The following is a 12,745-nucleotide window of genomic DNA, read 5'->3' as shown; positions in this document are numbered from 1 at the left end:
GGTGGGGCTTCTTCGTCGCCGGGTGGTGGTGTGGCCGGTCCTTCTCGTGGGGGCGACGGTCCGGCCGTGGGCGGTGCCGGTTCTCATGGGCCGGAGGGGGCGGTTGCTCCGGCGCAGGAGGATGCTTTCGCCGCGTTCCGTGCTGCGGCGGCCGCCGCCGAGGCCACCATCGCGTCCCTGACCGGCGGAGCACCCGCTCCGCGCGCGGAGCGGGACACCACGGACTCCCGCGAGGGGGACGCCACAGACTCTCCTCCGGCCGGCGGCCCGACCGGACCTCAGACGACCGGCGTCCCGTCTCCGGGGGCCGTCTTCACTGATTTCCACGTGGACGCCGAGGCCCCCCGCCTCCGGCAGGACGGCGGACAGGCGTCCGCCGCCACGGGTGCCGGAAGCACCGCCGTCACCGGTGCCGCAGGCTCTGCTGTCACCGGTGCCGGAAGCTCTGCCGGCTCGTCTCCGGACGACATCCCTGTCCCCTTCCGCGCCGACCGTGACGTCCCTCCTGTTCATGCGGAGGCCGGGGACGACCTCCCCGTGACAGGATTCCCCGAAGCCGAAGCCGAAGCCGAAGCCGAAGCCGAAGCCGAAGCCGAAGCGGGCTTGCGCGCGACGCCGTACGGTGCCGTCATCGCCGATCCCGCCGACTATGACGATCCCGCCGAGCCTGTCGACTCCATCGAGTCCGCCGAGTCCGCCGACAGCGACGAGGATGACGTTCACGCGGCCGAGGAGCCGCAGGGTGACCGGGTGCGGGAGATGGCGCTGCCGGACGCCGTCTCCGAGGCCCTGACCAACGCGCTCACCATCCTCCGCCGCAGCGTCACCGATCTCAGCTTCGGCCTGGACCTCCCCGGCGCCGAGGAGGCCAGGCGGACCCAGAGCGAGATCCTGGCCCAGCTCGACGACTACGTGATCCCGCGGGTCCACATGAGCACCGCGCCGGCGCTCGTCGTGGTCGCGGGCTCCACCGGCGCGGGCAAGTCCACGCTCCTCAACACTCTGGCCAACGCCAAGGTCAGCGCCACCGGAGTGCGCCGCCCCACCACCGGCACGCCGGTCCTCGCCTGTCACCCGGACGACCGCGAGTGGTTCGCCGAGGGCGGCCTGCTCGGCAGCTTGCGGCGGCGGGAGACACCCGATCCCAAGGCGGCCCCGGGCAGCCTCGTGCTCGTCTCCACCGAACGCCTCCCGCCGGGCGTGGCCCTGCTCGACACCCCCGACATCGACTCGGTCGTCGAGGAGCACCACGAGATCGCCCACCGGATGCTCGACACGGCCGACCTGTGGATCTTCGTCACCACAGCCGCCCGCTACGCGGACGCCCCCGCATGGCGGCTGCTCCGGCTGGCCAAGGAGCGCGGAGCGCGGCTGGCCATCGTGCTCTCCCGGGTGCCGCCCAAGTCCCGCGAGGTGGTCACCAAGCACTTCTTCAGGATGCTCGCCGAGTACGGCCTCGGCGAGGTCGACCGCTTCGTCATCAACGAGAGCAAGGTCACCGACGGCATGCTCGCCGACCACGAGGTCACCGAGCTCCGGCTCTGGCTGACCGAGCTGTCGGTCGACGACCAGCGCCGGGCGCAGGCCGTACAGGCGACCCTGTCCGGAGTGCTGGACAGCTTCCGGACCCGCATCCCGGCCCTGGCCAGGCAGCTGGAGGCCCAGGTGGTCTTCAGGCGCGACCTCCGCGGCGACGTGGACGCCGCCTACGCGGGCGCGATGGCCGAGATCGAGGAGGCGACCAGGGACGGCTCGCTGCTACGCGGCGAGGTGCTCGCACGGTGGCAGGACTTCGCGGGCTCCGGCGACCTCATGAGGACCCTGCACCTGCGCAAGCCGGGCCGGTTCGCGGGGAAGGCGAGCCATCAGGCCCCCGAGCGACTCAGCGCGCTGAAGTCCGCGCTCCGGGCCGGAGTGGAGTCCGTCATCGTCTCCGCGGCACAGCGGGCGGCCGAGGAGGCCGTCTCGCGCTGGCTGCACCGTCCCGGTGCCGGCGAGACCCTGGCCGCCACCCCGGGTCTCGGCCACGCCTCCGACGAGCTCCTGCGCAGGACCGGCCGGACCGTCGCCGCCTGGCAGGAGCACATCATCGAGCTGATCCGCACCGAGGGCGTGACCAAGCGGGCGGTCGCCAGGCTGGTCTCCTTCGACGTCGAATCCCTGTCGCTGATCTTCGCGGTCGGGCTGCTCGGCGACGGCTCCGCCGAGGCCGAGAGCGCCTTCACCGGCGCGCTGCCGCAACGGCTGGTGCACGCGCTCCTCGGCGCGGAGTCGCTGCGCACCATCGGCGCCAAGGCCCGCAGCGATCTGCGTGCCCGGATCGGCATGCTGTTCGACGATGAGATGTCCCGCTACGTCCAAGCTCTCGATGGTGCGGGCATTCCCGACGAATCCGCTGCCACCCGTCTCCACCAGGCGACCTACAACCTTGAGGTCGCCCGATGAGGGACCGGCCGGGAGTGGTGAGCGGTCGACGGCGGGGAGCGGACCCGACATGGTGAGCGGAGCGGATCATGAGGGACGAGTGGTCCGCGGAGTGAACGAGGAGTGGTGAGCGGTCGATGGCGGGAAGCGGACCCGACGTGGTGAGCGGAGTGTTTCCCGAGCGTGCCTCCGGCACGATGGCCCGTGGGAGACGAGCGGTCCACGCAGCGAACGAGGAACGGTAAGCGAGCATGACCACTGTTGGCACCACCCAGACGCGCCAGGGGCTTGGCAGCCGGCTCGCCGCGCTGGCCCGGGTCGTGGAACTGGGGCCGGGCAGAGTCGACCCCAAGCTCCTGGCCGAGTCGGGGCAACTGCTGCTGCGGGCCGGTGACAGGCTCAAGCTCTCCCCCGACCACACCGTGGTCGCTCTTGCCGGGGGCACCGGAAGCGGCAAGTCCACCCTGTTCAACTCGGTCTCCGGACTAGAACTGTCGCCGACCGGGGTCCGCCGGCCGACCACGGCGCGCACCCACGCCTGCGTCTGGGGCCTGGACGGCGCGGGCCCGCTGCTCGACTGGCTGCAGATCCAGTGGCGGCACCGCTTCGCCAGGGCGAGCGCCCTGGACAAGGGCGAGAGCCGGCTCCACGGGCTCATCCTGCTCGACCTGCCCGACCACGACTCCATCCGGGCGCTCACCGACACCGAGGCCGACCGGCTGATCCAGATCGCCGACCTCGTCGTGTGGGTGCTCGACCCGCAGAAGTACGCCGACGCCTCCACGCACCGCCGCTACGTGACCGAGCTGGCCGGGCACGACGCGGTGACGATCTTCGTGCTCAACCAGGTCGACCGGCTGGACCCGGAGGAGCTCGCCGAGTGCGTCGCCGACCTGGAGGACCTGCTCCGCCGCGAGGGCGTCGAGAAGCCCGTGATCGTCACCACCTCCGCGATCACCGGCAAGGGGGTGGACGGCCTCCGAGCGGTCCTCGCCGAGACCGTGGCCGGGCGCAGGGCGGCGGTCCAGCGCCTGGAGGCCGACCTCGACCGGCTGACGCTCCGCCTGGCGAAGATCATGCCCGCGGACGGGATCCCGGCCGCCTCCGCCGCCATCGACGACGCCCGCCGGATCGGCCTGACCGATGCGCTCTGCGACGCGGTCGGCGTGCCCGCGGTCGGTGAGGCGATGGAGAACGTGTACGGCGTGCGGTCCATGGAGTGGGTCGGCTGGCCGTACACCCGATGGGCCGCCAAGCTCCGGCCCGACCCGCTGAACAGCCTGCGCCTGGGCGACCTCAAGGACGAGATCCGAGGTCTCACCGGCGGTTCGGTCAGCGCGCAGCCGGCCGAGGTGGACAACGCGGTGCAGGCCCTCGCCGACGGGCTGACCTCCGGCATGCACGAGGCCTGGCGCAACGGGATCAGGGACGCCGCACGCTCCCGCTCGGCCCAGCTGCCCCAGGTGCTCTCCGAGGAGCTGTCGGAGGTCGCGCCGCGCCTGGACCGGGTTCCCGGCTGGTGGCGGCTGCTTCTCATCTGGCAGTACCTGCTGGTTCTGCTGTTCGTGGCGGGGCTCGCCTGGTTCGGTACGGCTCTCGCCTACGGGGTGTTCGGCGCCGGGCAGCTGCCGGCGGGCCTGGCGGTGTTCGGTGAGGCGGCCTCGCTGCCGTGGGTCGGGCTGATGACGCTCTCGGTCCTGGGGCTCGGCCTGCTCACCGCCGTGGCCAGCCGTAACTTCGTCACACTCGGTGCGGGCAGCGAGCGCGACCGGCTCGAACGGGAGATGCGCCGCAGGGTCGGCGGGGTCGCCGGGAGCATGGTGATCGAGCCGGTGGAGCGCGAACTGGCCAGATACAACGAGTTCTACTCCGCCATGCGGAGCGTGCAGGGCTGAGCCCGCACCGTCCACAGCGGTTCATCACACGCTTGCGGTAATCCACAGATCGCGATTCGGCGGCCCGTGCCACAGGTGGCACGGGCCATCGTGTCTTCCACGCCACGGGCAGTCCGCCCGCTCTCAAGGGAGACACGATGAACGACATCTACATCACGCTGACCGGCAACGTCGCGGCTCCACCGCGCCAGCACACCTTCCCCGACGGCTCGCGGGTCACCTCGCTCAAGGTCGCCTCGACGAGCCGATACTTCGACCGGGAGAACCAGCAGTGGTGCAACGGCGAGACGACCTACTTCGGCGTCCGCTGTTTCCGCGGACTGGCCGACAACGTCGCCCAGTCGGTCCGGACGGGCCAGCCGATCGTCGTTCAGGGGCGCCTGCGGATCCGCGAGTTCACCCATGAGGGCCAGCGCCGCTTCATGCCCGAGGTGGAGGCCAACTCGCTCGGGCACGACCTGCGCTGGGGACTGGGAAGCTTCAGCAAGCCGCAGCGGGCGGGAGCGGCCCCCTCGCTGGGGCGCGAGGAGCGGACCGAGCTCGACCGGGAGACCCACGACTGGGCCATGGGCGACGCCGCCCCCGCGGCGGGGGCCTCCGGTGGCCTGAGCCTGGTGAAGAACGGGGCGGGAGGTGGGGAGACGGCCGGAGTGGAGAGCGCTCAGGCACGGGAGGGCGCCGCCGGGGGAGGAGTGAACACGGAAGATCACGGCGTGTCCGAAGGAGAGACGGGGGCCGAGCAGGAGAAGATGATCGGCAGCGAGACGGACATGACTGACGAGGAGTCCATGGACGAGACGCCATGGCCTGCGGAAGCGCGCCTGGCGGCCTGAGACAGGCCGCCGACGGCAGGAGCCGCCGACGACGAGGGCCGTCGACGGCGCAGGGCGCCGAGCGGCGGCAGGCTGTGTGTCTCCGACGGGGAGCGATCCGAAGAGGACCGAGGAGAAGGATCCGAAAGAGGACCGAGGGGAAGAGGAGGGGGCATCGGCCGAGCGCGGTCGGTGCCCCGCCAGAGGAGGCGGTTGCGCCGAGAAAACGGCCGATGGTCTTGCCCGTGTCAGATGCCCGAAGCACCTGTTAGGTCCAGGTCACGCCCCGCAGCATGGCTGCTCCTTTCCCACACGGTCCGCTCGCTGAGTGAGCGATTCCCAGTTGTGGATCACCTGATGGGAGACCCACTCTGCCAAAGGTAGCGGTTACTGTCGCGCGCCGCACACTCCGCAACTATCGTGTTACACATCGTTAGTCGGAGAAGGGGGCGACATGGCGGCACCCATTCACACCTCGGTCAAACCGCGCGGCGGCGTGACGGCCATGGCCAATCGGTGGCCCTTGCTTGGGCAGCGTCGTGCGCTGGTCGTCTACCTTTGCGGGATCGTGGTGCTGGATCTGGCCGCGATCGGCTTCTTCGCCGTATCCAGTGATCTCCGCTGGCCTGACCTGCTCACCTTCGCCGCGTTGATGGCATGCGGCGCGGTCTGCATCGAGGCGACACGCAGGCTCGGCATGCCCGCCGGTGTCTCCCGTGACCTGCTCTCCGCCTGGTGGTTGCCCGCCGCGCTGCTCCTGCCCCCCGTCTACGCGCTTCTCGCCCCCATTCCGCTCCAGATCCTCCTGCAGAAAAGGGTGCGCGAGACCGTCGTCTACCGGAGGGTCTTCAGCTCGGCCGCGATCGGCCTGGCCGGATGCGCGGCCTCGGTGCTGTTCCACGCCGTCGTCGGAGACCTGAGCGCGCTGACCGCGGGCGCCGGCGGGCCGATCCTCGTCGCCGTGGGCTGTGCCGTCCTGTTCACCGTGGTCAACACCGCGCTGATCGCCGTCGCCGCGCACACCTCCGCCCCCGACAGCCGCTGGAGGGAGGTGCTGTGGAACCGGGAGAGCCTGCTGCTCGACGTGGTCGAGCTCTGTCTCGGAGTCCTCGTCGCCATCACCTGCGGCCTGAACCTGGCGCTGCTGGTGCTGGCTCTGCCGCCGGTGGTCCTGCTCCAGCGCAGCCTGCTCCACGCCCAGCTCCAGGCGGCGGCCCGGACCGACCCCAAGACCGGCCTGCTCAACGCCGCGGCCTGGCAGCGCGAGGCGGACACCGAGATCGTCAGGGCGCGCCGCACCGGTGAGACGCTTGCCCTGCTGATCGTCGACATCGACCATTTCAAGCGGGTCAACGACACCTACGGCCACCTGATCGGCGATCAGGTCCTGGTCGGAGTGGCCGCCACCATCCGCAGCCAGCTCCGTGACTACGACGTGGTGGGCAGATTCGGGGGGGAGGAGTTCGTCGTCCTGCTGCCCCGGGCCGATGTGACCGAGGCCCGCAGGGTCGCCGAGCGGCTGCGCTCCCGCATCGGGCGGATGGCGGTCCCGGCGGACGACAACATGATCACCGTGACCATCTCGGTGGGCGTCGCGGTCATGAGCATGCACGGCGATGATCTCATCGAGCTGCTCGCCGCTGCCGACCTGGCCCTTTACCGCGCCAAGGAGCTCGGCCGCGACCGGATCTGCCTGCCCGCCACCGTGGTGCCCCCGGCCCGCAGGCCCGGTTCCGAGGCCGCCCCTAGCTAAGCCTGACAGGCCCTAAGCTAGAAGGCATGCCGGAGTACATCTACACACTGCAGCGCGTGCGCAAGGCGCACGGCGACAAGGTCGTCCTCGACGACGTGACGCTGTCGTTCCTGCCAGGCGCGAAGATCGGCGTCCTGGGTCCCAACGGCACCGGAAAGTCGACGCTGCTGAAGATGATGGCGGGTCTGGAGCAGCCGTCCAACGGCGACGCCCGGCTCATGCCCGGCTTCACCGTCGGCATGCTTCAGCAGGAGCCTCCCCTCAACGAATCCAAGACCGTGCTCGGCAACGTCGAAGAGGGCGTCGCCGAGACCAAGGCCATGCTCGATCGCTTCAATGAGATCGCCGAGCTGATGGCAACCGACTACAGCGACGACCTGCTGAACGAGATGGGCAAGCTGCAGGACGCGCTGGACCACCGTAACGGCTGGGATCTCGACAGCCAGCTGGAGCAGGCGATGGACGCCCTCCGCTGCCCGCCGCCGGACGCGGACGTCACCCAGCTCTCCGGTGGAGAGCGCCGCCGGGTCGCGCTCTGCAAGCTGCTGCTGGAGCAGCCCGACCTGCTGCTGCTCGACGAGCCCACCAACCACCTGGACGCCGAGAGTGTCCAGTGGCTGGAGTCCCACCTGGAGAAGTATCCCGGTACCGTCCTGGCCGTCACCCACGACCGTTACTTCCTGGACAACGTGGCCGGCTGGATCCTGGAGCTCGACCGCGGCCGTTGCCACGCCTACGAGGGCAACTACTCCACCTACCTGGAGGCCAAGGCGGCACGGCTCAAGCTTGAGGGCCAGAAGGACGCCAAGCGCAAGAAGCGCCTGGAGGAGGAGCTGGAGTGGGTCCGCTCCAACGCCCGCGCCCGCCAGACCAAGAGCCGGGCACGTCTCCAGCGCTACGAGGAGATGGCCGCCGAGGCCGACAAGCACCGCAAGCTGGACTTCGAGGAGATCCAGATCCCGCCGGGCCCGCGACTGGGCACCACGGTCATCCGGGCGGAGAAGCTCACCAAGGGCTTCGAGGACCGCGTCCTCATGGACAGCCTCTCCTTCGACCTGCCGCGTAACGGCATCGTCGGCATCATCGGCCCGAACGGCGTCGGCAAGACGACGCTGTTCCGGATGATCACCGGTAGCGAGACGCCGGACGACGGCGAGATCGTGGTCGGCGACACCGTCAAGATCTCCTACGCCGACCAGAGCCGTGGCGGCATCGACCCGACCAAGAACGTCTGGGAGGTCGTCTCCGACGGGCTCGACTACATCAAGGTCGGCCAGGTCGAGGTGCCGTCCCGCGCCTACATCGCGGCGTTCGGGTTCAAGGGCCCGGACCAGCAGAAGAAGTCGGGCATCCTGTCCGGCGGCGAGCGCAACCGGCTCAACCTGGCGCTGACCCTCAAGCAGGGCGGCAACGTGCTGCTGCTCGACGAGCCCACCAACGACCTCGACACCGAGACGCTCTCCAGCCTGGAGAACGCGCTGCTGGAGTTCCCGGGCTGCGCGGTCATCACCTCGCACGACCGGTGGTTCCTCGACCGCATCGCCACCCACATCCTCGCGTGGGAGGAAGGCTCGAACTGGTTCTGGTTCGAGGGCAACTTCGCCGACTACGAGAAGAACAAGATCGAGCGCCTGGGTGCCGACGCGGCCCGTCCGCACCGGGTCACCTACCGCAAGCTCACCCGCGACTGACGCGGGCCGTCAGCGGCCTGCGGTGCCCTGCCGTGTACGGCGGGGCACCGCAGGCTCGCGGTGGCCGGCGACCGGGACGTCGACCTGCTCGCCGCCGGACCGGCGGTGAGGGCGGAGACCAGGTGAGCCCGAGCCACTCGAGCGCGGAGCGATGAAAGCGGGCGCGGAGCGATGAGAAAAGGAAGCCGTCGAGGCGTCGCGTGAGTGGCATGGATGACAATCCCCGCCTTCGGACTGGAGAGCACGTCAACGCTTCAGGCGTGTCCGGGCAGGGGGCGCCCGATGGCGTGTCCGGGCAGAGGGTGAGCGATGGCGTGTCCGGGCAGGGGGCGGCAGACGACGTGAGCCGTGCCCACCGGCATGTGTTTCCCCGGGCCGTCAGGTTCGCCGATGTCGACTCGCTGGGCCATGTCAACAATGTCCGGTTCTTCGACTACCTCGAAGACGCGCGCCTGGAGATGTTCCACATCGACCTCCACCGGGAGGGCGGGACTCCCTTCCGGGGGCTCGTCGTCGCCCGGCACGAGATCGACTACAGACGTCCTCTCACCTTCCGCGCCGACCCGGTCCGGGTGGAGTCGTGGGTGACGGAGATCCGTCCGGTGCGGTTCACCCTCGACTACGAGATCCGCGACGGCGAGGAGATCTTCGTACGGGCCCGCTCGGTGATGGTCGCCTACGACGTGGAGCGGGCCGGCCCCCGGCGGTTGAACCCGTACGAGCTCAGCTACCTGCGCAGGTTCACCGCCGGGTAGCGGGCGTCGGCGGTTCCTCGCGGGTCAGCCGGTTTCCGCCGGGCGGATCTCCGGCGGATGCCGCGAGTCCTCCGCCGAACGCGGCGAGCCAGCGCCCACCTGGACGTACGGCGAGCCGCCGTCCGCCGGCCGGTCCCTGCCGGGTGGCCGTGTCCGCGGGCGGCGGCTCGCCATACGGGCGCGGGGGCGGTGCTCCTACGGGGTGTGAAGCCAGGCGGCGGTGTCCGGGGGGAGGAGGTAGCCGTCCACGGGGGCGCTGCCGATCAGGACCCGCTCGTGCGGCGGGAGCTGTACCGAATCGGAGCCGCAGTTGATGACGCAGGTCAGCGGGCCACGGCTGAAGAAGAGCGCACCCTCGGGAGAGTCCAGCCAGGTGATCCCGTCGGTGAACGAGCCGCGCAGCTCGCGGCGGGCGCGCAGGGCCTCCTGGTAGAAGCTCAGGGTCGAGCCCGGGTCGCTCGCCTGGTGTTCGGCGCTCAGCACGGCCCACTCGACCGGCTGGGGCAGCCAGGGACGGGCGCCGTCGGGCGAGAAGCCGTACGGCTCGGCGACGCCGGACCACGGGATGGGCACCCGGCAGCCGTCACGGCCGGGCAGTGTCCCCCGGGAGCGGGCGAAGATGGGGTCCTGCCGCGACTCCGGGGGGAGGTCCGTCACCTCGGGGAGACCGAGCTCCTCCCCCTGGTACAGGTACGCCGATCCCGGCAGGGCGAGCATGGCCAGCAGAGCCGCCCGCGCGCGGGCGAGGCCCGTGGTGGAGTTGATCAGGCCCCCGCCGTACCGGGTGACGTGGCGGACCACGTCGTGGTTGGAGAGCACCCAGGTGGGGGCGGTCACGGCGGCCAGGGTGTCATCGATGACCTTCTGGAACGCCGTCGCCGACCAGGGCGCCTCCAGCCAGGCGAAGTTGAAGCTCTGGTGCAGCTCGTCGGGGCGGACGTAGAGGGCGAGATCCTCGGCGGAGTCGGTCCACACCTCGCCGATGGCCATCCGCTCGTCCGGGTAGGAGTCGAGCACCTTGCGCCATTCGCGGTAGACCTCGTGCACCTCGGGCCGCCCCCAGATCGGTGACTCGGCCTTGAACGCCTGGTCCTCCGGAGGGGTGTCGGGCAGGCCCTCGGCCTTGTAGAGGCCCATCGCCACGTCGATCCTGAACCCGTCCACGCCCCGGTCCAGCCAGAATCTCAGCACGTCGAGGAACTCCGACCGCACCTCGGGGTTGCGCCAGTTGAAGTCAGGCTGTTCGGCGGCGAACAGGTGCAGATACCACTGCCCGTCGGGCGTCCTGGACCAGGCCGGGCCGCTGAAGGTGGACTGCCAGTTGTTGGGCGGCAGTTCCCCGCCGTCGCGGAAGAGGTAGCGGTCGCGCCCCTCGCCCCGCAACGCCGTCTTGAACCACTCGTGCTCGGAGGAGCTGTGGTTGGGCACGATGTCCACGATCACCCGCAGCCCGTGGCCGTGGGCGTCGGCGACGAGCGCGTCGAAGTCGGCCAAGGTGCCGAACAGCGGGTCGACGTCGCGGTAGTCGGCCACGTCGTAGCCGCCGTCGGCCATGGGGGAGCGGTAGAAAGGGGTCAGCCAGATCGCATCCACGCCCAGCTCGGCGAGGTAGGGCAGACGCTGCCGGATGCCGGCCAGGTCGCCGACGCCGTCTCCTGAGGCGTCGGCGAAGCTGCGAACATAGATCTCGTAGACGACGGCATCACGCCACCAGGGGGTTTCCATGTGCATGGATTGCCCCCGCCTGACGGGGTTTATGCGTCAGGGGCGTTGACCATGCTGTGCGCCGCGTAGACGAGGTAGTCCCACAGGCGCTTCTCCAACTCGTCGGGGAGATCCAGCGAGACCACCGCGTCATGCATGTGCTTGAGCCAGGCGTCGCGCTCGGCCGAGCCGATGACGAAGGGGTTGTGGCGCATTCGCAGCCGCGGGTGCCCCCGCTGCGCGCTGTAGGTGTTGGGGCCGCCCCAGTATTGGATCAGGAAGAGGCTCAACCGGTCTTCGGCCCCGGTGAGGTCGTCCTCGGGATAGAGCGGTAGCAGCAGCGGGTCTTTCACGACGCCCTGGTAGAAGCGGTGGACCAGAAGCCGGAAGGTCTCCTCGCCGCCGACGGCGTCGTAGAAGGTCTGGGGTTCCTCGGGGATAGCGGACACGGCTCCAAGCCTAAGTGACGTCAGCCGGCGATCGGGATGGAGGCCCGATCAAGGGCGGACTTGATCCGGATGCGGAGCTCACGGGCGACCTCGGCCTGCCGGGAGGGGATCGTCTTGGCGCTGATCCGGAAGACGATGGCGGTGTCGGAGATCTGCTCGATCCCCCAGACCTGGGGCTCCTCCACCATGACGCTGTCGCGGTAGGTGGTGTCGTTCCACATGTCCTCGACCACGTCCTTGAGCAGGGCGCGGACCGCGGGGATGTCGGAGGCGTACGACACCGGGACGTCAACGGTGGCGCGGGACCAGCCCTGGGACTCGTTGCCGACACGGGTGATGGTGCCGTTGCGGACGTACCAGACCCGGCCGTCGATGTCGCGCAGGCGGGTGATGCGCAGGGTGACCGCCTCGACGGTGCCGATCGCGGCACCCACGTCGATCACGTCGCCCACGCCGTACTGGTCCTCCAGGAGCATGAACATGCCGGCGATGAAGTCCTTGACCAGCTCCTGGGCGCCGAAGCCGACGGCCACGCCGACGATGCCGACGCTGGTCAGCAGGGGGGCGATGGGGACGGAGAGGCGCTCCAGGACGGTCAGGGCCGCGGTGCCGAGGATGACGATCGAGGCGACGGGCCGCAGCACCGAGCCGATGGTCTCCGCGCGCTGCCTGCGCCGTTCGGCGGCGACCGCGTCGAGCCCCTCCAGCGCCACCGACTGCTTTCCGCGGAGGCGCCCGGCGATCGAGCTGCCGTTGGAGGAGGAGGCGCGCTTGACCACCCGCGTGATCAGCCGGTTGGCCACATTGCGCAGGAGCAGTGCGATGACCACGACGAGCATGATCGCGATCGCGCTCGCGATCACGGGAGCCCAGGTGGGGGGCAGGACGGATTGCATGAGGCTGCAGATTACCCCGCCGCCGTTCTCACAGCCCTTGGTTAGGCCCGCGCCCGCCTTGAGAAGGTCATCGACTATCAGCTCACCGGTGGGTTGGGGGGTGGGGGTGGAGGCGGGGACGGGCAGGAACACGGAGCGGATCCCTCTCGGATCGGATCGGTCGGCGAAATGGGCAAGTCGCGTTGCCTACCCATATTGCCTACCGAACCGGCCGCCGTCACATCACGCCGGGGAAGACGGGGACATCCGGACCCCGGGGCCGCGGGGGGCGGGGTACGGACGCTCCGGTGACGGGCGGCTCGGACGGGGCACGCACCCGGAAGCGTGTCCCGTGCCGTTTCCGAGGGGGATCCCTCCGATCACCGT

General features: G+C 70.2%; 9 protein-coding genes. 6 read left to right on the top strand and 3 right to left on the bottom strand.

The window, feature by feature from the left end:
* Positions 1-537: 537 nt before the first annotated feature.
* The 6 genes from BM085_RS24035 (at position 538) to BM085_RS24010 (ending at position 9,330) form a co-directional block, all read left to right on the top strand.
* Entirely contained in the window at positions 538-2,445 is a 1,908-nt protein-coding gene (locus BM085_RS24035) for a GTPase (RefSeq protein WP_245789617.1), read from the top strand.
* 230 nt (positions 2,446-2,675) lie between these two features.
* A complete protein-coding gene (locus BM085_RS24030) occupies positions 2,676-4,319 on the top strand; it encodes a GTP-binding protein (RefSeq protein WP_093889184.1) in 1,644 nt (547 codons plus the stop codon).
* A gap of 137 nt (positions 4,320-4,456) precedes the next feature.
* Complete coding sequence (locus tag BM085_RS24025; RefSeq protein ID WP_093889183.1) at positions 4,457-5,152, top strand: single-stranded DNA-binding protein; 696 nt, start codon at positions 4,457-4,459, stop codon at positions 5,150-5,152.
* 433 nt (positions 5,153-5,585) lie between these two features.
* On the top strand, positions 5,586-6,884 hold the full coding sequence (locus BM085_RS24020) for a GGDEF domain-containing protein (RefSeq protein ID WP_093889182.1): 1,299 nt from the start codon (positions 5,586-5,588) through the stop codon (positions 6,882-6,884).
* Positions 6,885-6,910: 26 nt separating this feature from the next.
* Positions 6,911-8,575 carry an energy-dependent translational throttle protein EttA gene (gene ettA, locus BM085_RS24015; RefSeq protein ID WP_012893774.1) on the top strand — a complete coding sequence of 555 codons (1,665 nt, stop codon included), beginning with the start codon at positions 6,911-6,913 and terminating at the stop codon, positions 8,573-8,575.
* Between the two features lie 341 nt (positions 8,576-8,916).
* Positions 8,917-9,330, top strand: coding sequence for an acyl-CoA thioesterase (locus BM085_RS24010; protein ID WP_093889272.1), 414 nt, complete (start codon positions 8,917-8,919; stop codon positions 9,328-9,330).
* Positions 9,331-9,525: 195 nt separating this feature from the next.
* On the opposite strand, the gene BM085_RS24005 is transcribed toward BM085_RS24010, so the two are convergent.
* Genes BM085_RS24005 through BM085_RS23995 form a run of 3 tightly spaced genes read right to left on the bottom strand, consistent with a single transcriptional unit; the run spans position 9,526 to position 12,379 of the window.
* A complete protein-coding gene (locus BM085_RS24005; RefSeq protein ID WP_093889181.1) occupies positions 9,526-11,061 on the bottom strand; it encodes a glycoside hydrolase family 13 protein in 1,536 nt (511 codons plus the stop codon).
* A 23-nt stretch (positions 11,062-11,084) separates the two neighbouring features.
* A complete protein-coding gene (locus BM085_RS24000; protein ID WP_093889180.1) occupies positions 11,085-11,483 on the bottom strand; it encodes a globin in 399 nt (132 codons plus the stop codon).
* Positions 11,484-11,503: 20 nt separating this feature from the next.
* Entirely contained in the window at positions 11,504-12,379 is an 876-nt protein-coding gene (locus BM085_RS23995) for a mechanosensitive ion channel family protein (protein ID WP_245789616.1), read from the bottom strand.
* Between the last annotated feature and the right edge of the window lie 366 nt (positions 12,380-12,745).

It is taken from the genome of Streptosporangium canum (genome assembly GCF_900113865.1).
GTDB lineage: Bacteria > Actinomycetota > Actinomycetes > Streptosporangiales > Streptosporangiaceae > Streptosporangium > Streptosporangium canum.
This window is presented reverse-complemented; position numbering and strand designations above follow the sequence as displayed.